Origin of the sequence: Vibrio satsumensis (genome assembly GCF_050337435.1) — a bacterium.
Classification (GTDB): Bacteria; Pseudomonadota; Gammaproteobacteria; order Enterobacterales; family Vibrionaceae; genus Vibrio; species Vibrio satsumensis.
On sequence record NZ_JAKJSX010000006.1, the window covers coordinates 338,669 to 359,434 of the forward strand.

Annotated in this window: 18 protein-coding genes; 10 read left to right on the plus strand and 8 right to left on the minus strand. The window is 44.4% G+C overall.

Annotated features, from left to right (window positions below; translation table 11 throughout):
- Positions 1-90: 90 nt before the first annotated feature.
- Positions 91-1,617, plus strand: a complete 1,527-nt coding sequence (putP, locus tag L4C44_RS09020; protein ID WP_186728108.1) for a sodium/proline symporter PutP — start codon at positions 91-93, stop codon at positions 1,615-1,617.
- 878 nt (positions 1,618-2,495) lie between these two features.
- Here the strand turns inward: putP and L4C44_RS09025 are convergent.
- On the minus strand, positions 2,496-2,666 hold the full coding sequence (locus tag L4C44_RS09025; protein WP_186728051.1) for a hypothetical protein: 171 nt from the start codon (positions 2,664-2,666) through the stop codon (positions 2,496-2,498).
- 280 nt (positions 2,667-2,946) lie between these two features.
- Here L4C44_RS09025 and L4C44_RS09030 point away from each other — a divergent pair, with 280 nt between their 5' ends.
- Positions 2,947-3,435: an Lrp/AsnC family transcriptional regulator gene (locus L4C44_RS09030; RefSeq protein WP_428804913.1), complete on the plus strand. Its 489-nt coding sequence runs from the start codon at positions 2,947-2,949 to the stop codon at positions 3,433-3,435.
- 109 nt (positions 3,436-3,544) lie between these two features.
- On the opposite strand, the gene L4C44_RS09035 is transcribed toward L4C44_RS09030, so the two are convergent.
- Positions 3,545-4,249, minus strand: coding sequence for a DUF445 family protein (locus tag L4C44_RS09035; RefSeq protein ID WP_428804914.1), 705 nt, complete (start codon positions 4,247-4,249; stop codon positions 3,545-3,547).
- Between the two features lie 286 nt (positions 4,250-4,535).
- On the minus strand, positions 4,536-6,386 hold the full coding sequence (locus L4C44_RS09040; protein WP_215402661.1) for an ABC transporter ATP-binding protein: 1,851 nt from the start codon (positions 6,384-6,386) through the stop codon (positions 4,536-4,538).
- 544 nt (positions 6,387-6,930) lie between these two features.
- Between L4C44_RS09040 and L4C44_RS09045 the strand changes: the two genes are divergently transcribed.
- Entirely contained in the window at positions 6,931-7,905 is a 975-nt protein-coding gene (locus L4C44_RS09045) for an arginine deiminase-related protein (protein WP_372385534.1), read from the plus strand.
- 166 nt (positions 7,906-8,071) lie between these two features.
- Here the strand turns inward: L4C44_RS09045 and L4C44_RS09050 are convergent, their stop codons facing one another.
- From L4C44_RS09050 to L4C44_RS09060, 3 genes are all read right to left on the minus strand, one after another.
- On the minus strand, positions 8,072-8,704 hold the full coding sequence (locus tag L4C44_RS09050; RefSeq protein WP_327784637.1) for an esterase/lipase family protein: 633 nt from the start codon (positions 8,702-8,704) through the stop codon (positions 8,072-8,074).
- A 182-nt stretch (positions 8,705-8,886) separates the two neighbouring features.
- Entirely contained in the window at positions 8,887-10,509 is a 1,623-nt protein-coding gene (locus L4C44_RS09055) for a phosphoethanolamine transferase (RefSeq protein WP_372385536.1), read from the minus strand.
- A gap of 226 nt (positions 10,510-10,735) precedes the next feature.
- Entirely contained in the window at positions 10,736-11,308 is a 573-nt protein-coding gene (locus tag L4C44_RS09060) for a porin family protein (protein WP_171732682.1), read from the minus strand.
- 189 nt (positions 11,309-11,497) lie between these two features.
- On the opposite strand from L4C44_RS09060, the gene L4C44_RS09065 reads away from it, so the two are divergent.
- Positions 11,498-12,037 carry an isochorismatase family protein gene (locus tag L4C44_RS09065; protein ID WP_171732683.1) on the plus strand — a complete coding sequence of 180 codons (540 nt, stop codon included), beginning with the start codon at positions 11,498-11,500 and terminating at the stop codon, positions 12,035-12,037.
- Here the strand turns inward: L4C44_RS09065 and L4C44_RS09070 are convergent.
- Together L4C44_RS09070 and L4C44_RS09075 are read right to left on the minus strand one after the other, a co-directional pair.
- Positions 12,034-12,897, minus strand: a complete 864-nt coding sequence (locus L4C44_RS09070; RefSeq protein WP_017062019.1) for a MurR/RpiR family transcriptional regulator — start codon at positions 12,895-12,897, stop codon at positions 12,034-12,036. The genes L4C44_RS09065 and L4C44_RS09070 overlap by 4 nt on opposite strands.
- 192 nt (positions 12,898-13,089) lie before the next feature.
- A complete protein-coding gene (locus L4C44_RS09075) occupies positions 13,090-14,364 on the minus strand; it encodes an amino acid deaminase (protein ID WP_428804915.1) in 1,275 nt (424 codons plus the stop codon).
- A gap of 176 nt (positions 14,365-14,540) precedes the next feature.
- On the opposite strand from L4C44_RS09075, the gene L4C44_RS09080 reads away from it, so the two are divergent.
- The 6 genes from L4C44_RS09080 (at position 14,541) to L4C44_RS09105 (ending at position 20,751) form a co-directional block, all read left to right on the plus strand.
- A complete protein-coding gene (locus L4C44_RS09080; RefSeq protein ID WP_428804916.1) occupies positions 14,541-15,974 on the plus strand; it encodes an N-acyl-D-amino-acid deacylase family protein in 1,434 nt (477 codons plus the stop codon).
- A gap of 104 nt (positions 15,975-16,078) precedes the next feature.
- Complete coding sequence (locus L4C44_RS09085) at positions 16,079-16,471, plus strand: RidA family protein (protein WP_061016111.1); 393 nt, start codon at positions 16,079-16,081, stop codon at positions 16,469-16,471.
- 206 nt (positions 16,472-16,677) lie between these two features.
- Positions 16,678-18,192 carry a sodium:solute symporter family protein gene (locus L4C44_RS09090; protein WP_146491172.1) on the plus strand — a complete coding sequence of 505 codons (1,515 nt, stop codon included), beginning with the start codon at positions 16,678-16,680 and terminating at the stop codon, positions 18,190-18,192.
- Positions 18,193-18,284: 92 nt separating this feature from the next.
- Positions 18,285-19,232 carry a sugar kinase gene (locus tag L4C44_RS09095; protein WP_372385544.1) on the plus strand — a complete coding sequence of 316 codons (948 nt, stop codon included), beginning with the start codon at positions 18,285-18,287 and terminating at the stop codon, positions 19,230-19,232.
- Between the two features lie 19 nt (positions 19,233-19,251).
- Complete coding sequence (locus L4C44_RS09100; RefSeq protein WP_146491170.1) at positions 19,252-19,881, plus strand: bifunctional 4-hydroxy-2-oxoglutarate aldolase/2-dehydro-3-deoxy-phosphogluconate aldolase; 630 nt, start codon at positions 19,252-19,254, stop codon at positions 19,879-19,881.
- A gap of 174 nt (positions 19,882-20,055) precedes the next feature.
- Positions 20,056-20,751, plus strand: a complete 696-nt coding sequence (locus L4C44_RS09105) for an oligogalacturonate-specific porin KdgM family protein (RefSeq protein WP_428804917.1) — start codon at positions 20,056-20,058, stop codon at positions 20,749-20,751.
- Positions 20,752-20,766 lie beyond the last annotated feature (15 nt).

Below are 20,766 nucleotides of genomic sequence, written 5' to 3' on the forward strand. Positions count from 1 at the left end.
TTGGATTCATCCCATAGTGCTTTGGAGCCTGAATACCTAACTCAATGCACTCGCTTGCCTTTACGGTGAGTGCCTTGCATTGAATTAGGCATGGAAGGCTTTCTACAAAATGAGGACTATCAAATGATAGAAAACAGTTTTGCAATAACGACGACGTTCATTGCGTATCTAATTATGATGCTAGCGATCGGTGTTATTGCTTACAAACGTACATCTAACTCAACTGACTACTTCCTAGGTGGTCGTTCGTTAGGCCCATGGCCTGCTGCACTTTCTGCTGGTGCATCAGACATGAGTGGTTGGTTGCTACTTGGCCTGCCTGGTTACGCTTACGCTGCTGGCTTTGAAGCATTTTGGCTTGCTGGTGGCCTACTTGTTGGTACTTGGGCAAACTGGTTAATCAGTGCAAAACGTCTACGTACTTACAGCATTACGACTGAATCACTGACGCTGCCTGAGTTCCTATCTCGTCGTTTCAACGATAACTCTAAGCTGATCCAAACAATTTCTGCTTTCTTTATCCTTTTATTCTTCCTTTTCTACACAAGTTCAGGCTTGGTAGCAGGTGGTAAATTGTTTGAAACGGTATTCGGCCTAGATTACACAACGGCAGTAATTATCGGCACGGTATGTGTGGTTTCTTACACCCTGTTTGGTGGTTTCCTAGCGGTATCTTGGACTGACTTGGTTCAAGGTTTACTAATGTCTGCTGCGCTATTGATTGTACCAATCGCGGCAATGAACGGCGGCCTTGGTCAGCTATCTAGCGATCTACACAACATCAACCCAGAGCTACTAACGCTATGGAATGATGCGAAAGGTGAGCCTCTTTCTGCTATCGCGATCATCTCGCTAGCGGCATGGGGTCTAGGTTACTTCGGTCAGCCACATATCCTTGCTCGTTTCAAAGCAACACGTAGCAATAAAGACCTAACAACAGCGCGTCGTATCGCGGTGGTATGGACTGCACTGTCTATGATTGGTGCAATGCTGGTGGGTCTTGTTGGTCTAATCTACGTGACGAACTCTGGCGCACCTAAGCTAGACGATGGCGAGAAGATCTTCATGCTTCTTGTGAACGCGATGTTCCACCCAGTAATCGCAGGTATCCTACTTGCTGCAATCCTAGCGGCAATCATGAGTACTGCGGATTCACAACTTCTTGTTTCTTCATCTGCAATGGCAGAAGACTTGTACAAGCAAGTGCTTAAGAAAGATGCGACGTCTGAAGAGATCGTTCGTGTAGGCCGCTTCGCGGTTATCCTAATCTCTCTGATTGCTCTTGTGTTAGCGATGACGCCAGACAGTTCAGTACTTGGCCTTGTATCTTACGCATGGGCTGGTTTTGGTGCTGCATTCGGTCCAGCTATCGTATTGAGCCTGTACTGGTCTCGTATGAACCGTAACGGCGCTCTAGCGGGTATCGTAGTTGGTGGTGTTACGATTGTACTTTGGAAACAGTTCACAGGCGGTTGGTTCGATGTGTACGAGATCGTACCGGGAATCATCCTATCAACGATTTCTATCGTTGTGGTTAGCTTGATTACTGGCGAGCCAGAAGATGAAGTTAAGAAGCAACATGCTGAGTTCGAGAAGAACCTAGTTGAGCTAGACTAATTTACATTGTAAAGCAGATGTAAATTAGCTAAGAACATTGGCAACAACCAATTGATAAAAACAATAGAGTCACTTCGGTGGCTCTATTTTTTTGACCATTTCCTAATGCTTTCGACCTCGTGCTGGTCTATCTTCAATGACTCCCAACTCTTTTGATGGGCACTTGGCTCCATCATCTCAAACAGCTTGTGTCAGTTGTACATGTCTCTTCATTGCCCCCGCAATTCTCCATGACGTGACCCTAGTGTTCCTTATCAATATTGGTGTTTATTGCTTCGTGCTCGATCAATATGTTTTTTGTGATCATTAAAAGCCGAGTTTTTTATGTGGGTGCGACTTTTGTCTTATTTCAAATTCGGGTGAAGTACTGCCGTTATCGGGTTTTACAATGTAAATCGAAACCGAATGATTAAAGGGGGGGGGATAAATAGAAGAAGGATCTTGATGACGCTTGATATCAAAAAACAAAGGGAAAATTGGCTGTTTTTTGAACTTAGCGCTCACTTTTGTCATTAGCTCGGTGAATTGTTGAACTGAATTGGACATGATGTGTCAATTGTCAGTAACCACTAAAGACCTATAGGACAAAGGTATGCCTGATCTCTATTGCAAAGGATGTAAAAAAACAACACTACATAAGTCTATAATGAAACGTTGTGAATCAGAGCCCGAGACAGCCTCTGGCCGTATGATGCAATGGACGTCAAAGCTATTTAGTGGAAATCTGTATTACGACATGGAAACTCAGCACTTTTGTCGAACGTGTAACTGCCGTTGCGAAACAGGAAGTACTGTCCCCCAAGTTGGTTTAGCCTAGCTTATGGTAAGCGCTCACTAACTTAGAGAGAAAACCTCCGCTTTAGGAGGTTTTTGCGTTTCTATGCGGCTTTGAGCGCTGGCTCAGCGTCAATGGCGTCGCCATCAATCCTCACTTCCCATCCATAGTTTGAGTATTCACTTGCTAGTGCTTGAGCAACATCTTTTGATACCGTTACGTGTGTCCATGAACCAATACCGTAAGGCTTGTATGCGAGTTCTTGTGTTTTCATAATTAGAGTTATCCTTTCTCTTTGATAATTCTATTATTCACTTTGACCTATGTCCTTTCTTTCGTTTCTGGCTCAACTTGTTTGTTAATCGGGTCATTTCTATAATAATTTGTTAATAATTAGAGTTTGATTTATAAGAGTTGCTATCGTTGTTTGTTGATTTATATTTAGCGTGAATAGGAATGGTACGTTTAGTTTTCTAAATGTGTGAGCGAAGTTTTCTTCGATTGCTCTTGGTATGGAATATACTGAGCGGAACTTAGAATGTTTAAGGAATGTTATGTCTCAGCATCAACTCGATCGTATCGATAAAGAGATACTAAGAATTCTGCATATGAAAGGGCGTTTGGCTGTCGTTGAGTTGGCAAAGCAGGTCAACTTAACGACTTCACCTTGCTCTGATAGATTGAAGCGATTGGAGAAGGAGGGCTACATCACGGGCTATCATGCTGAGCTTTGTTCAGAAAAGTTGGGACTCGATGTTCAAGTCTTTATCCATATCCGTCTCGACCAGACTAGCTTTTCGATCTTCGATAAATTTGCTCAAGCGGTTGAATTGATGCCTGAGGTGGAAGAGTGTTACTCACTGTCGGGTGACTTTGACACCATGATCAAGGTTCGAGTGAAAGACATGAAGGCGTACCAAGCGTTTATGGCAACAAAGTTAGGTACCTTGCCTGGTGTCATTCAGACACGCAGTGAAGTGGTCATTGAAGAGCACAAGAAGGGCTTTGGTGTTAATCCTGAGTTGTTGGCAACTTTAAAATAGTGTCCTGATTTCGCCTTACTAAGGTGATTTAGATATAAAAAATGGAAGCCAATAAGCTTCCATTTTTGTTGAATGTTAGAGAAAGAGCAACCCGATAGACTTGTCCGGTTTACAACGTAATTGCCGCCGAAATTAAGCCAATCACACCGCCGAATACACCGCCCCAGACGACCAACCAGCCAAGGTGTTTCTTGATCATGGTCTGAACCATTTCTTTCACCAGTTTAGGTGTCAGTTCATTCAAACGTTGATCAATGATTGCTTCGATGTTCTCTTTGATTTCGTCCATCATTGCTGGCGATTCCAGCTCTTCCTTGATGGTATTCTTCACTGAATCGCTCTTGCTGATTTCAATCACAGATTCTTGCATCTTCTCCACAAATGGCGCTTTCATAGGCTCTAGTGCTTCTGTGCCACCAAACATTGCCAACATGCCACCAAACTGTGAATTCTCGATAACGTTTACTAACGAGTCGAATGCTGGATTAAAGTCGATCTTCTGAATTACAGGCTCTAGATTGAGTGACTTTCCTGTCATCTCGCTGCTTAGAAAACGGTCGATGTTACTTTCAGTAAAGAACTGTTCCATCATCAGTTGCTTGATGGCAGCCCTGAACTCTTCAAAGCGTGCTGGAATAACGCCAGAACCGTATAGACCGGGTACTTTCTCGAACAACATGTGAATCGCAAGCCAGTTGGTGATGGCACCAGAAAATGCGAATAGACCTGCATAAAGCAAGTATTGGTTTGCTGTGACATAGCCGCCAGCAAGCAGTGCTAACGCAATAACGTTAGTTAAGACACTTTTGTTCATGGTTAATCTCTAGAAAAAATATTGCGCGCATTTTAAGAAAAAAACGCCAAGAAAAAAACAAAAGGATCGATGAAGTTTATTGGACAGGTAGTAAAGATGGCCAAATAACAGGCATAAAAAAGGCTAGCCTCCCCCCGAAGTCTAGCCTTATTCCAGAACGCGCAAGCGAGGCGTCTTTGGTATTAATGTCATTATATAATTACGACATAACATTCTGCCACGTGTAATTTACCGCTAATTAACAAATTGGTGTGAATCACGCCGCACTTTTAAAATAGCACAAAAATTAAGCGCTCGTAGCTTGCTCAAGATCATCGGCAATGAAGCCACCTGTTTGGTGATTCCATAGTTGTGCATAGATGCCATTTTGATTAATTAGCTCTTGGTGCGTGCCTTCTTCTACGATATTGCCTGCATCAAGCACGATCAGGCGGTCCATCGCAGCAATGGTCGACAGGCGGTGTGCAATCGCGATAACCGTTTTGCCTTCCATTAGCTCAATCAAGCTCTCTTGAATGGCCGCTTCTACCTCAGAATCGAGTGCAGAAGTTGCTTCATCGAGAACAAGTAACGGAGCATTTTTCAGAAGAACACGTGAGATAGCGACGCGTTGACGCTGACCACCAGATAGCTTAACGCCACGTTCACCTACTTGAGCATCGTAGCCCACGTTGCCAAACGGGTCGGTTAGAGTTTCGATAAACTCATGTGCGTGAGCCTGTTTGGTTGCTGCGTAAACTTCTTCATCTGATGCTTCAGGTCGACCGTAAAGAATGTTGTCTTTGATCGAACGGTGCAACAGTGAAGTATCTTGGGTCACCATACCGATGTTGCTGCGCAGCGAATCTTGCGTCACTGTTGAGATCTCTTGACCGTCAATCAGGATGCGACCACTCTCTACATCGTGGAAACGCAGCAGTAAGTTCACTAGGGTAGACTTACCCGCACCTGAACGGCCCACTAAGCCCACTTTTTCACCCGGCTTAATGTTGAGGTTAAGGTTGTTGATCACGCCCTTATTCTCACCGTAGTTAAAGCTCACGTTGTCGAAATGGATGCCACCTTGTGGAACGTCCAAAGGTTTTGCGTCTTTCTTGTCTTCGATAGCGATGGGCTTAGACAGGGTTTTAATACCATCAATCACAGTGCCTAGGTTTTCAAACAGACCACCGATTTCCCACATGATCCATTTCGACATGCCGTTAATACGCAGAGCCAAACTGACCGCAATCGCGATCGCACCCACAGTGATTGCGTTGTCTAACCATAAGTAGATAGAGATACCCGCAATGCTGAACACCAACAGATAGTTAGCGAATTCAACGCAGATATTGAAGCCAGTAACTAAGCGCATTTGACGATGTACTGTATCTAAGAAACCTTCCATGCCTTCTTCGGCGTATTCAGTTTCTCTTTTACTGTGTGAGAACAGTTTCACGGTTGCGATATTGGTGTAGCTATCAACAATACGACCTGTCATCAATGAACGCGCATCCGCTTGCTCTGAAGAAACGTCTTTTAGCTTTGGTACAAAGTGCAGTTGGATTCCGATGTAAACGAATAGCCAAATCAGCATCGGAGCCATTAAGCGCCAATCTGATTCAGCCAGCATGAACAGCATCGCGGTGAAGTAAACCGTCACGTAGACAAACACATCAACCATCTTGGTCACGGTTTCACGTACTGCGAGCGATGTTTGCATTACTTTGGTGGCGACGCGGCCAGCAAAATCATCTTGATAGAATGACAAGCTCTGCTTCAAAAGATAGCGGTGCGCTAACCAACGAATCGACATTGGGTAGTTGCCCAGCAAAGTTTGGTGAAGCAAAAGCGAGTAAACACTGATCAAGATTGGCATCACGACCAACAGCAGCACACCAAGACCCATAAGAGTGGACTGGTTATCGGCTAAGAAGGTTTCTGGGTTACTGGTTGATAGCCAATCAACCAGTTGACCCATGTAACCGAACAGCGCGACTTCGATGATCGCGATGGTCATGCTCATTAGGCCGAGCAAGATTAACGGCTTTTCAAAACCACGAGTGTAATGGCGGCAAAATGCCAGTATTCCAGTAGGAGGTTGTATCGGCTCTCCCTTTGGAAAGGCTTCAGTAAAGCCTTCAAATTTTTTGTACATAGATTTCCCTTTATAAACGAATGCATCGATTAGCAACTGCATCGTCTGTGTAGCTTTGTTTTTATAGGTTTGATTTGAAATTTTACAGTCTTAGTTTGAAATTATATAAGTGCCAATTCGTTCTTATAAGCATTAAGTCATTCGATGGATTTTGGTTTAAGCGATGCCGCAGGAAAGGTCCAAAGAGTGTCTTTCATGACGCGTATTTTAGAGTGAATCGGACAGGAAAAGTTAAGCTTATTTCAAACGTAATTGATTGTTATGCAACGGTGATAATCCTAACGCTAAATGGATTAAATTGTAACCTAAACCCGCAGCAAGCTAGAGAATGAAGCTCGGATATTTATTCAACAAATTCTGTATCTAATATGCAAACAGTTGGTTCTTTCTGATGTGCTGTTATCTTGCAGTAAAATTTACCGAATAAACTGAGTTTTGCAGTAATTGTTTGGGATAAATATTCAAATCATTATTCTTTTCAGTGAATCTTATCGTAACAAGTTGTTTACAATTCTGAGGTAAATAAAAGATAGGGACGGTTGAGATGTTAAACCTACACAAAAAATCACTTCACATTACTAATGTTCAAAACGCCAATTGCGTTGTTATGGTGCCGCCAAAAGAATTTAAATTTAATGAAGAAACGGCACAAGATAATGAGTTTCAGCACAGAGTTAATCTGACTGAAGCTGAGGTAAAATTAGAAACCATGGCCGAATTTAAGGCGATGGTCGCTTCGTTGCGTAAAGAAGGTGTGCAAGTTGTAGAGTTTGATTACCCAGAACTTGGTGTGGAAACCCCAGATGCGGTATTCCCTAACAACTGGTTCAGCACCTGTGGTGACGGAAGCTTATTTACGTTCCCTATGGCGTGTGAAAACCGCCAAAATGAAGTGAAGCCAAGTGCCCTTATTGAAGCGCTTGAAGCATCTGGTCGCATTGTTAACCACAGCGAGTCTCTAGAGTCTTACATCGCTCAAGGTTCTTACCTAGAGAGCACTGGCGTGATGGTGATCGACCATATCAATAAGACCATTTACGCAGCGCTTTCTCAGCGTTGTGATCGTGAAGTGTTAGAAGACTATGCGAAGCGTATTGGTTATTCACGCGTGGTTTCCTTCCAAACAGCATTACCGTCGGGTCAGCCGATTTACCATACCAATGTGATGATGGCGATTGGTGATAACTTCTGCGTGATTTGTGATGAAGTGATTCCAGAATTTGAGCGCCGCTTTGTGGTGAAATCACTTGCTAAAGACAAGCAGGTTATCTCTATCTCGATCGATCAGATGAACCGATTCTGTGGCAACATCCTACAACTTGAAACCGTAAATGGTGACAAGGTGATTGCCATGTCTCAGTCGGCTTACGATGCGTTTTCTCCCGCTCAGTTAGCTCAGCTTTCGACACACGGAAAGCTACTACCGTTTAACGTGAAAACGATCGAAGACATCGGTGGTGGTTCGGTGAGATGCATGTTGGGTGAGGTGTTCTTGCCAACGCGAGTTAATCTCCTGTAGCAAGTATAGAAAGTGTAGCAAGCGACTGACTTCAGTCATGAATTTCTGAATACCACTCTCATAGCAGAGTGGTATTTTTGTATTTATCTATCACAAATAAGAAAACAGAAATAACAAAACCAAAGCTTGATACAGGAACTAGCGCGCAAAAGCTAACGGAAAAAAGCTATGAAGCGCTCTTAAAAGCCCTGTGTTCGATGAACTGAGTTGAGAGTGCCACCACTTCCTTAGAGTACACAAGCGCGGTGTGATTAAGCTTGAGGGCGCAAGTATCTGTCGCGCCTCTTAAGTTGGCGTCTTCGAGCGTAACGGTACCATCCCCTGGGTTTCGGCCCAATACGATACGTCCAACACCAGCGTCGTAGGTACCCGTAATTACGCCAATTGGCACATCAATATCGTAGTCACCCAAACCATCACTTAAGATCATTTTGCTCGAACCAAATATAAAACCAAGACCATGATTCGACAGTGTTTTCGCGATAGTCGCGCCATTGTGTGGAGTCCCCGCGGTAATGATGCAGGTGTCGGCAAAGTCGGGTTGGTAGAACTTAAAGTAATGACGAATCAGCAAGCCACCGAGCGAGTGACCAAAGAAGTAGACCTCATCGTGTTCATCAAAACGTGCATTCACGAAGCGGTTGAGGCGTTTAGCAGCAGAAGGGAAACGCAGCGAGTTGTAAGCGAACTTGTGCGTTGTAAAGCCACGTTTTTTGAAATTTCTATCCAGATATTGCATGATCAACGCAGGCATATACAGACCATGAATTAACACTATGTGTTTGTTTTTATTATTCATTATTGCCCTCCGTCTGATGATGTTTCCAGTATATGGAGTCGCAATTCTAAACTCAACAAAACTTGCTGCGAACGGGATGTAACAGACAGAGATATTTTCAATAAAAACGACAGTTTTGGCTAGAAAAAGGGGCTCATAAATGAGCCCCATTGGTTGGAATATGTATGAGTCACTCTTTCAAGCTAGCGGCAGGAAGCGAAGATATCTTGGTTCTCTCGGTATTCTTTGGTTTGCACGTCCATCAAGCCGAGCAAAGAGTCGAACAGGTTGTCTTGCGAGAAACTCTGCTCTTTGCCTGCCTTTCTCAAGCAGGTTTGGTTTATTCCTTTTTGTTCTGCAAAGCCATCAGACATCCACATGATCATAGGAACGTGGGTTTGCTCTTTCGGTGCCAATGAATAAGGCATGCCGTGCAAGTAGACGCCGTTTTCCCCTAAAGATTCACCGTGGTCGGAAATGTACATCAGTGCAACGTTGTACTTATCGGTGAGTTTCTCTAGCTTCTGAATCGCCTGTGAGAGAAAGAAATCTGTGTACAAAATCGTGTTGTCGTAGGTGTTAACCACTTGCTCTTTGGTGCAGTTTTCAATATCTGCACGAGCGCAGTCAGGCGTAAACTTCTTATGTTCTTCTGGGTAACGCTCAAAGTACGTTGGGCCGTGAGAACCCGAAATATGATAGAAAATGATGCTATCTTGTTTAAGATCTTGAGTATCTTGCTCGAAGTTCTCTAGCATCGCCGTGTCGTAACACACATCGTTATTACACAATGGATCGCTGTTTTTGGCGACGAGCGTCATCTCTTTGATTCGATGCGCGACAGCTTTATCCCCACCATCATGCTCTCGCCAGATAGAGTGGATGCCCGCGCGGTTCATAATGTCGACTACGTTATCTTGGTTGTAGGCTTTGTCCCGATCGTAGTTGCTGCGATTCATGTTCGAGAACATGCACGGTACAGAAACCGCGGTGGCTGTTCCGCACGACTGAACATCAGAGAAAAATATCGGGTTGTAAGGCTTGGTATGAGCGTTGGTTTCTCTCTCATAGCCATAATACTGGTAGTTATACACGCGAGCAGTCTCGCCAAGTACAAACACCAATAAGGTCGGCTTGCTTGCCGTTTTTGCTTGTGGTTTGAGTTGAGCATCTAAGCCCAGTTCTTGATATGGGATGGGCTGTTTGATGTAGGTGTTATTGATGTATTTCACCGTTGATGCCACATACTCAGTCGGAATGATCATCTTTTTGATGTGCGAGTTATTGCGGCCAAACGAGACGTAATCTTTGTAAAACAGTCCTGCAATAATCGCGATGACAATCAATGAAGAGAGCAATCCAATCGACTTCCAGACAAAGAAATCTTTCCATGATTCTCGCTTAAGCTTGGTAAAGAGTAGCAGCAGTGACGGGACAATCCCCATCGCAAATAACCACAAGATGGAGTGGGTACTTACATAGCTTGCTGCTTCGCCACTATTGGTTTCGAAGACGTTCTCTATCATCCCATAGTCTACATAAATGCCGTAATTGAACATGCTGTAGCTGACGAGTGTTGAGGTGATCAGCAAGAAGATAAAAAATGGCTTGGAGAATATCGGCCAGTTGAAGACTTGGAAGATAAAATTGAAGGCAGCAAGGAAGAAGATAGGGATGGATATAAGAAAGGCAACGCTTTCAGACTTGGATGCCTGAACAATACTAAACAGCTCTTGGGTGAGAGGTAGGTTGATTACAAGCAGGTAATACACGGCCAACACAAAAGGCAGCTTGTTTATCGACATGTTTAAGCTTGGTAGATTCATAGGTCTTATTTTCCTGCGTCTCTTATCCCTTTATTTTAGTCGGGCTACCAAGAAAGCTCTAATATCAACGCATAAAGCTCAGATAGGCGGCGATAAACCGACTAAAGTGAAATGACGCGATAGGTGTGTAGAAACAAAAAATTCACTTTACTGAGTGACCTTCATGACAAGGTGGAACAGCAAAGTGAATTATTTACGTTAGGGTGTTCTACGTAGGCTCGCTACATTAGAAGTTGTAAGAACCACCTAGGCTAACACTGCTGAATGCTAGTGTCTTATCTTCGGTTTTGAATGGACCGTAGTAGTTTTCTACGCTCACAGCATCAGCTTGTGAAATTAGGCGAAGTGTTAGGTTTTCGATTGGCGTGTATTCAACACCCAGACCAAAGTGGAAACCTGTACCGCTGTCATCAGCGTAACCAGCACTCTTATTTGCGTTTAGGTCAACAGAGCTAAGACCAGCCAATACGAACGGACGAATTGTGTTGTCGAACGTGTAACCTAGGTTTGCAGATACAGAAACAGACGTCGGAGACATTTTTTCTGCACCTTTTTTGTAGTCAGCGTAATCGTTGTAGCCAAGTTCAACACCAACAATACGATTGAACTGGTAGCCACCATATAGGTTGTAACCCATGCCGTCTGAGTCTAGGTTGCCTTGACCGTCTGTATCAGAATCTTGGTACACACCAAGGCCACCACCGATGTACGCACCGCCGTTAGTGCCTGCTGCTAATGCTGGAAGAGAAACCGCGCCGATTAAGCCCAGTGCTAATGCTGATTTCGCGAATTTGTTCATTGTTCTTACTCACTCTTTAATGTCATGCAGTATCAATTATTTTTGTTTTCGGCCTTTCGACCGTTGGTGAGTATTATTCCGTAGTCTTATACGTATTACTGTATGGCTTTGTAAGCTAAATCGTTACATAGTAGAAAACATACTCATCAGATTGCTTAGTAAGTTAGGCTGCCAAAACAAGGAATACACATGCTAATGAGACAAAAGACAGGCTTGGTGGTTGTGGACGTTCAGGGCAAGCTCGCACGCCTTGTTGATGAGAGTGAGACACTTATTTCTAACTGTCGGAAGCTGATTAAGGGCGCGCAGGTTTTGGGGTTGCCCATCATTTACTTGGAACAGAATCCAGATAAATTGGGAGCAACAGTCAGCGAACTGAATGACTTATTGAGCGATGTTGAGCCAGTAACTAAATTCACGTTCAACGCGTGTGATGAGCCCAAGTTTGTTGAGGCGGTGCAAGCCAAGGATGTCGAGACTTGGCTGGTGTGTGGTATTGAAGCTCATATTTGCGTGTATCAAACCGCAATGGGGTTGTTAGAACTTGGGTGCAAGGTTCAGGTAGTTGGCGACTGTATTAGCTCGCGAACGGCACTCAACAAGGATCTGGCAATCCGTCGACTAGTAGCTGTAGGCGTGCAAATTACAGGGTTAGAAATGAGCTTATACGAGCTGGTAAAGGACTGCCGCTCGCCAGAATTTAAGCTCATTTTGTCCTTAATTCGTTAGTCACCTAGGGGCTGTCTATCGCCTCCGCCTCGGTAGGAATCAAGCGCAACCTTCAAGCGGCGTAGTTTGTCGCGAGATCGGTTCTTGTGATTGACTGCTATCCCCATAGAAAGCACATCCACTAAGGCTAACATTGCGTAGCGAGACGCCGACGGTTTGTAGATGAAGTCTGTTTCCATGTGTTTGATGGGTAGCAATATATCGGCAATCTTTGCCAGCGGTGTATCTTGTGGGGTAATTGCGATGATCTTAAGGCCATACTGCTTGGCCAGTTCTGCCGTTTCAGTGATTACTGGCGTAAAACCGGTTGCTGAGATCATCACCATCACATCATTGGCATCGGCTGTTGCGGCAACCATACGTGACATCAATCCATCGTTGTAAGAGACCACTGGGTAGCCCAGTCGGAACAGTCGATGTTGCAACTCTTGAGAAGCGATGGTCGAGCCACCACCCATGCCGATAGCAATGATTTGTCTCGCGTTATGCAGCCAGCTGACAGCGGTTTCAACGTCTTGCTCTTTGAACAAGGTGCGGTTGATGTCTAGGCTCTGCTTGATCGATTCGTAGATACCTTGATAACCCGTTTGGTCAACCGGTTCGAGAATAAAACGCTGGCCGACTGTCAGTGTTTGAGCAAGCTTTATCTTCATATCACGTACGTTGCTGCAGCCGATAGCCTTAGCAAAACGCGTAATGGTGGCTTCACTCACTTGAGCACTTTCAGCAAGCTCTGTGATGCTGGCATTGGCAGCAAAATCAATGTCGTCCATGATTAGCTTAGCCACTTTCTTCTCTGCATCACGAAGAGCGGGAAAACGCTCTGTTATCTGTGAAATGATATCTACTTCTAAACTCAAGAATCCTGATCCTTTGTTGATGGGGCTAACCGTTATGGCTTAGTTTTTAAGAACCTAGCTCGTAAGAACCAAGCTATTTAGAACTAGGCTATTTGGCATTAAGCCATTTAGCGCTAACCTATATAAAACTCAGCCTTAGCCCCGTTAGTATATCTGATTGCTTCGCTGATTCTAGCTTATCGAAAAATCGAACTAGAAGCAGGTTTCCACCCAATTAGTCACCTGATGTTCATCATCGCTGATCGCAATGTAGCGCCATTTATCGAAGGTTAAACATGGGTGTGATGTCGAGAAAGCAATCATGTCACCGACTTCAATCTCAGAAGAACCGTCTGTTTCAACAAAGGTATGCTGATCCATTACCGCGGTAGCAGTGAGCCCTTTTACTGAGATAGCTTCGCCGTTACGATAGCCGCGCTCTGCAATTGGTAAACCGGCATCGAAGGCAACATCACGCTTACCTAATCCAATCACTAACTTGGTCGGCTCTGGGCGAGAGATAACATATGCCCACACTTCAAGTGCCGACTCTAAATCACCACCCAATTCACACGCATAGCCTTGATTGGCTTGAGCTCGTTGCAACACCTTGCTTTGGGCATCTAGGTAGATCCCAGTATCGTGAATGGCATAGCAACCTGGGCGGATGATCGCCAAAGAATCGGTTAAATTTGCTAAACACTCTGCAACCACATCATACCAAGCAGAACCCGCGCCAGTGATGATAGGTTGCCCTGTAATTAGGCCATCTGATGCGAGGCTTTCTACAGAGGTTAGAGCTTGATTTAGGAAGGTACGAATGTCTTGCTCAGCATTGTCGCCATGAATCACACCTTCGTACACCTCAATACCTGCCAGCAAAAGGGCAGGTGTGTCTTGGATGATTTGCGCCAGTTCTAAAACTTCTTGAGGTGAACGACAACCACAGCGACCGCCCGGTACACCAAATTCGATCAGTACTTTTAGTGTCTGTTTGGTGTTGGCGAAATATTGGCTAAGTCGCAGCACGTTTGCCGATGAATCAACACAACAGTAAAAGTCGACATCAAACTCACTGATCAGCTGTTCAACGATCGCCATGTTGGTTTTACCCACCAATTGGTTGGCCATGATGATTCGTTTTGCACCCGCCATAGCGGCAACTTCTGCCTGTGCAGGCGTCGCTACTGTAATACCCCAAGCGCCATTTTCTAGTTGTTGGCGGAAAAATGCAGGGGTCATTGATGTTTTACCATGCGGCGACAATTTAACCTGATGGTGATCGGCGAATGATTGCATCCAATTTAGGTTATTGGTCAACGCTGATTGTTTGATAATTGCTACCGGAAGCGAAATATCTTCATCAACCAGTCGATAAACGCCGTTCTCAGTTTGTGATATTGCTCTCCCTTTTTGGCCTCTTTCAGTCAAGACGAAACAATCTTCTTGATACTTTATAACATATTTTTGTGCAGGGTTATGTTTCATTGCTGATTCCTAACATGATTTAAGTGGTTGTTATTTAATATTTAAATCTATCTTGTGTTTGTTTTGTGGTAGAAACTATCAAACAAATTAAAATATTATGTGTGTTTTGTCACTGAAAATAATCGGCTGGATTCTTAATATAGCTCCATCAACACAGTGGATTGAGAGAGTGAAAAATGTTGTTCGATACGATAATCAAAAATGTAGAGGTGTTTGACGGCACCGGCGAACAATCGTTTTGTGCCGATGTAGCAATCCGCGATGGAAAAATCGCCGAAATTGGTCAGATCGATCACGAAGATTGTGGCCAATTGGTTGAGGGAGCAGGCTTAGCATTGGCTCCTGGATTTATCGATGTACATACACATGACGATACCAACGTAATTCGTTACCCAGACTGCCTACCTAAGATCAGCCAAGGTGTCACAACCGTGATTGTTGGCAACTGCGGTATCAGTGCATCGCCAACGGTTTTGGCTGGCGACCCGCCTGATCCTATGAACCTTTTAGGCGCACAGGCTGATTTTAAATACCCAACCTTTGCGGCGTATGCGCAAGCGGTAGAGCAAGCTCAACCCGCAGTAAACGTAGCAGCGTTAGTGGGTCACACCACACTGCGTAACCAAGTGATGGACGATCTGCAACGCACTGCAAGCGAAGAAGAAATTGCAGAGATGCAAACCAACCTTGATTTAGCAATGGAGCAAGGCGCATTAGGTTTGAGTTCAGGCCTGGCTTACGCAAGCGCTAAACAAGCGAACGCTAACGAAGTGATGCAGTTAGCGAAAGTGCTGTCTAGCCATGGCGGCATCTATACCACGCATATGCGTACCGAATTTGAAGAGATCTTAAGCGCGATGGAAGAAGCGTTTGAGACAGGGCAATATGCGAAAGTTCCAGTGGTTATCTCCCACCTTAAATGTGCAGGTGCGGGCAACTGGGGAAGAACGGTTGAAGTACTCGATTTGATGGACAAGGTTTCTGAGCATCAAGATGTGTCTTGCGACTGCTACCCATACTCTGCGAGCTCTTCGACATTAGATTTGAAACAAGTGACCGATGATTTCGACATCTTCATTACTTGGTCTGAAGCAAAACCAGAACATGCAGGCAAAACGCTGAAGCAGATTGCTGATGAAATGAACCTACCCCTGATGGACGCAGCAAAAGCGCTTCAACCTGCGGGTGCGGTTTACCACTGCATGGATGAGAACGACGTAAAGCGCGTATTGAAATATAAACTAACTATGGTCGGTTCAGACGGTTTACCTAATGACCCGCATCCACACCCAAGGTTGTGGGGCACTTTCCCGAAAGTGTTAGGTCACTACTGCCGAGATGAAAAACTGTTCTCGTTGCCAGAAGCGATTCACAAGATGACTGGAATGTCGGCTCAGAGATACAACTTAGCGGGCCGAGGCGAAGTTCGCTGTGGTGCTTTTGCTGATTTAGTTTTATTTGATCCAAAGAATATTAAAGATACAGCAACATTTGAAAATCCTATTTCAGTTGCTGCGGGAATAGAAAGCGTATTTGTAAATGGTGAGTTAACTTACCAGCAAGGAAAAGTAAAAGATAATCGTTCAGGCATTTTTATTTACCGAAACTAAAGTTTAATTATCAAATTAAATTTGCGGTAAATATAAAAATGACGAATTAATTTAAATATGTTGGAACAGAACCAATATTATCTATAAAGAAGTGGAGCTAAAAAATGACTATTAAACGTTACGGTGTTGAAGGCGGTACAGGTACAGGCGGACAACATTTACCATTTGCACGCGCAACTGAAGCGGGTGGTTTCCTGTACGTTTCTGGCCAGACACCGATGACAGATGGTGAAGTGGTTGAGGGCGGTATTGTTGACCAGTCTCGCTTAGCGATCCAAAACTGTGTCGATATCATGACTGAAGCGGGCTACGGCCTAGAAGACGTAGTACACGTAAAGGTTGTGCTAACGGATTCTCGTTACTTCCAATCTTTTAATAAGGTATTCAAAGAGTTCTTCGGTGCTAACCCACCGGCACGTATCTGCATGGTCTGTGACTTAGTAGTAGACGTGAAAGTTGAAGTAGATGTGACTTGCTACCGCGCTGATCGCGTTTAGTTATAACCTAATCACAATAACCTACTTAGAGAGTATTAGAGGGTAGTCATCCCTGTTATTATCTTTTAATACTCTCACCCTACATTTATAAAAATTACTTTAATTAAAATATACAAAACAAATAAAGTAATTATATGAAATATAAAATGAATGAATCATAAATAAAAGTTCAGGAATGATCTTAATATTTCACTGAGAGGTGTCAAATGAACAGCACACTTTTTCTTACAGGCTTCGGCGTGTACGTATGTTTTTTAATTTGGTTAGGCTGGTTTGTCTCGCGTAATCAAAAATCTGGCGAAGATTTCTTATTAGGCGGCCGTGGCCTACCATTATTCTTAGTACTTGGTACAACCGTCGCGACAATGGTCGGTACGGGTTCAAGTATGGGTGCGGTTGGTTTCGGCTATGCGAATGGTTGGGCAGGCGCTCTGTACGGCATTGGTGGTGCTATAGGCATCCTATTGCTAGCTCTTTGGTTTGCTCCGGTTCGTAAGTTGAACTTCATGACCATGAGTGAAGAGCTGGCTTACTATGTAGGCGCTAACCGCATCGTGAAAAACGTGGTTGGTCTGCTTATCTTTATCGCGTCAATCGGTTGGTTGGGTGCGCACATTCTAGGCGGTGGCATGTACCTAGCGTGGATTGCTGACATCGACCTTAACCTTGCGAAAATCATTATTGCTGCGGCATTCACTATCTACGTAGTGATCGGTGGTTACACAGCGGTTGTGTGGACCGATACTATCCAAGCTATCATCCTTTTTGCTGGCTTCATCTTGATGGCGGTAATGTCTGTGGATCACATCGGTGGCATGGATAACCTTTATGCTGCGATGGACCCTGCTGCTACGAGCTTTTTAGCAATCGATAAACTGGGTCTTCTGCCTGCTGTTTCTCTGGCTGTGGTTATCGGTGTGGGTGTACTTGCAACGCCTTCATTCCGCCAACGTATCTATTCAGGCAAAGACGTTAAAACCATTCGTCGCTCATTTGTAGCCTCGGGTGTGTTGTACCTATTCTTCTCAATCATCCCTGCAATCATTGGTATGGCTGCGCACGCAATCGACCCATCATTGGATAACCCGAACTACTCATTCCCTTACGTAGCTGCAACGGTGCTTCCGGTTGGCGTTGGCATGATTGTTCTTATCGCCGGTCTTTCTGCAACGATGTCGAGTGCAAGCTCTGATGCGATTGCGGGCGTGTCTATCCTACTGCGTGATGTTTACGTGATGTTCACGGGCCGTGTACCAAATAAAGAGTCGATGCTGAACTACTCTCGCTTAGCTCTGGTTGTGGTCATTGGTTTTGCATTGCTGTTCGCCCTTACGTCAAACGACATCATTGGCTACATTACTAAGATGATTTCAACGGTAATGTCGGGCATGTTCGTGTGCGGTATGTTGGGTAAATTCTGGAAACGCTACAACTGGCAAGGTGCTCTTGCGACGCTAGCGGGTGCTTCTGTGGCTTCATTCGTAGTAATGCTAAACGCTGACTACACAGCATTCTGGGGCAACCCTGTGATTCCTTCATGTCTGTTTGCTCTAGCAGCAGGTGTCGCAGTGAGCCTATGTACTCCGGCTAACCAAGTAACACCAGAAATGGCAAAAGCGATTCTTGATGATGAGCGTGCTCTTATGGAGATGGAAATGTCTGAATCAGGTGTACTTGAAGAAGAAGCGGCACCACAACGTCCTGCAAATCAAACAAGCTAAACCTAGTCTCCACAACTGGTTTGCTTAATTCAGGCCCTGCTTAGCGGTTGGGCCTTTTCTAAAGTTAATTACCTCTATTTTTAGGAGCGGCTATGTCGGCATCTTCTCTGTTCAATATTGCTTTCTTCGGCGAATGTATGGTCGAAATAAGCGGCTCTCCATTAACCAAAAAGTTTGGCGGTGACACGCTTAATACCGCGCTTTACCTTTCTCGTTTAACTCAACATCAAAATCTATCGGTTCATTACGCGACGGGTCTGGGTAGCGATGAGTTGTCTCAGAACATGATTGATAACTGGCAGTTAGAGGGTATTCAAACCAATTTCGTTGAACGCATCCCAAACAAGCTGCCGGGCTTATACATGGTAGAAACCGACGAAACGGGTGAGCGACATTTTCATTACTGGCGTAACGATGCGGCAGTAAAATCTTACTTTCACGCTAATGATTTGAATAAGCTTGAAATCGCACTGACAGAGAAGCAAGTTGATGCGGTTTATATCAGCGGTATTAGTATCGCGATTCTGGATAACGCTTCTCGTGAGCGCTTGCTTAAAGCTATTAGCGTTTTCTCAAACCAAGGTGGCAAGGTTATTTTTGATAATAACTATCGCCCACAGCTTTGGAGCACCGAACAAGCACAACATTGGTATGCCAAGTTACTGCCGCTGGTGGATATCGCGCTGATAACCGAAGACGACGACTTGCTTGTATGGGGCAACTTAGAGAGCGTTCAGCAACGCTGCCTTCGTTTGGGTTGCCAAGAGATCGTTATCAAGCGTGGCTGTGAGCCATGCAAAATCGTTCAGCTAGAAAGCGGCAAGGTAGTAGAGTACTACGTATCAGCTACAGCTGTAGCGAACGTTGTCGATACTTGCGCAGCTGGCGATTCATTTGCAGCGGGCTATTTAGCGGCACGCCTAACGGGCGAGAGCGCTACTGAAGCGGCTGAACTCGGCCACAAACTGGCTTCAATCGTTATTCAATACTCAGGCGCAATCATCCCTATGAGCGCTATGAGCCAACTGATTAAAAAATAAAATAAAAAGCGGAACTATTATGTCTCAAGAAATGATCAACACACTTAAGCAATTCAAAGTTATCCCTGTTATCCAAATCAACAAGGTTGAGCACGCGGTTCCACTAGCCAAAGTGTTGGTAGAAAACGGCCTGCCAGTCGCTGAAGTGACATTCCGCACTGAAGCAGCAGCAGATGCTATTCGTGCGATGCGTGACGCCTACCCAGAGATGTGTATTGGTGCCGGAACGGTATTAACATCAGAACAGATCGACCTTGCAAAAGAAGCGGGCAGTGAGTTTATCGTAGCGCCGGGCCTAAACCCAAACACGGTTAAGCGTTGCCAAGAGATCGGTATGCCAATCGTTCCTGGCGTAAACAACCCAAGCCAAGTTGAGCAAGCGCTGGAACTGGGCCTTAACTTCTTGAAGTTCTTCCCAGCGGAAGCCTCTGGTGGCATCAACATGGTGAAATCTTTGTTAGCGCCATATGTTGACGTGTCACTAATGCCTACAGGTGGTATCGGCAAGCATAACGTGAATGATTACTTAGCGGTGGATCGCGTGGTGTGTTGTGGTGGCACTTGGATGGTTTCTCCGAAGATGATTGAGAACGAGCAATGGGATGAGATCGCAGTGTTGGTTCGTGAAGCCGTTGAATTGGTGAAATAGTCAAATTAAGCATTTATAAAAATAAATAATAGCTACTGAATATGAGCAGTAGCTATAAATACACTTCATACAATCAAAATAATTAATAAGAAATAAAAAGGTAGTCTCCGAATTTACATCTTTCTGCATATATCAATGTGCGATGGGTTTTTATAATCATAATATCGGTGAACTATGAAAAAATTACTTCCTTTAACACTACTAGCATTATTACCAATGACCTCAACTGCCGGGGGTTATGTCGATTTAAGGGCAGAGTATCGAAGTACGACAGATCAGTATCGAAGTCGTTTTATTGTTGGTCACCATTTTGATAATGGGTATGGTTTAGAAACACTGACGAATGTTCGACATGCAGCGGGAGCGTATGACGAAACGAAGGTGATTAATACCGAGTTTACCCATTATTACACCTATGCCATCAATGACAATTTTATGCTGAACCCTGGCCTAGTGATGAATTTTCAAGGCTCAAATACCTTCTTGATGCCTTATCTAAAGCTTAATTACAACTTTGACAATGGGCTCTTTGTACATGGTCGTTATCGTTATGACTTTTCGACCGAAGCTTTAGTGAATGACTATGGCAATGAAGAGACAGCAAAGCGAAACCGTTATGATATTTGGACGGGATACAATACAGACAAATACATGATTTCGTATGCCTTTACGTATTTCGATCAGATTACGCATCATACGACAGAGCTTGCAACCGGCGATCTAAATGCCCGCGAGCATACCGTCAAAGCAGTTTACAAATGGAAACCAACAGTGAGGCCATACGCTGAAGTGGTTGATGCGGATACGGTGCAATCTGAAAATGATAAAACGGATTGGCGTTTCCGAGTTGGTGTTAATTTCTCATTCTAAAACAACATAGCCTAG

Bases quoted from the DNA above. Each gene is read 5' to 3' on its own strand.
- L4C44_RS09085 (WP_061016111.1), top strand. From the start codon at position 16,079: ATGACTATTAAACGTTACGGTGTTGAAGGCGGTACAGGTACAGGCGGA.
- L4C44_RS09050 (WP_327784637.1), bottom strand. From the start codon at position 8,704: ATGAATAATAAAAACAAACACATAGTGTTAATTCATGGTCTGTATATG.
- L4C44_RS09105 (WP_428804917.1), top strand. From the start codon at position 20,056: ATGAAAAAATTACTTCCTTTAACACTACTAGCATTATTACCAATGACC.
- L4C44_RS09080 (WP_428804916.1), top strand. From the start codon at position 14,541: ATGTTGTTCGATACGATAATCAAAAATGTAGAGGTGTTTGACGGCACC.
- putP (WP_186728108.1), top strand. From the start codon at position 91: ATGGAAGGCTTTCTACAAAATGAGGACTATCAAATGATAGAAAACAGT.
- L4C44_RS09025 (WP_186728051.1), bottom strand. From the start codon at position 2,666: ATGAAAACACAAGAACTCGCATACAAGCCTTACGGTATTGGTTCATGG.
- L4C44_RS09095 (WP_372385544.1), top strand. From the start codon at position 18,285: ATGTCGGCATCTTCTCTGTTCAATATTGCTTTCTTCGGCGAATGTATG.
- L4C44_RS09030 (WP_428804913.1), top strand. From the start codon at position 2,947: ATGTCTCAGCATCAACTCGATCGTATCGATAAAGAGATACTAAGAATT.
- L4C44_RS09040 (WP_215402661.1), bottom strand. From the start codon at position 6,386: ATGTACAAAAAATTTGAAGGCTTTACTGAAGCCTTTCCAAAGGGAGAG.
- L4C44_RS09100 (WP_146491170.1), top strand. From the start codon at position 19,252: ATGTCTCAAGAAATGATCAACACACTTAAGCAATTCAAAGTTATCCCT.
- L4C44_RS09075 (WP_428804915.1), bottom strand. From the start codon at position 14,364: ATGAAACATAACCCTGCACAAAAATATGTTATAAAGTATCAAGAAGAT.
- L4C44_RS09055 (WP_372385536.1), bottom strand. From the start codon at position 10,509: ATGAATCTACCAAGCTTAAACATGTCGATAAACAAGCTGCCTTTTGTG.
- L4C44_RS09035 (WP_428804914.1), bottom strand. From the start codon at position 4,249: ATGAACAAAAGTGTCTTAACTAACGTTATTGCGTTAGCACTGCTTGCT.
- L4C44_RS09090 (WP_146491172.1), top strand. From the start codon at position 16,678: ATGAACAGCACACTTTTTCTTACAGGCTTCGGCGTGTACGTATGTTTT.
- L4C44_RS09045 (WP_372385534.1), top strand. From the start codon at position 6,931: ATGTTAAACCTACACAAAAAATCACTTCACATTACTAATGTTCAAAAC.
- L4C44_RS09060 (WP_171732682.1), bottom strand. From the start codon at position 11,308: ATGAACAAATTCGCGAAATCAGCATTAGCACTGGGCTTAATCGGCGCG.
- L4C44_RS09065 (WP_171732683.1), top strand. From the start codon at position 11,498: ATGCTAATGAGACAAAAGACAGGCTTGGTGGTTGTGGACGTTCAGGGC.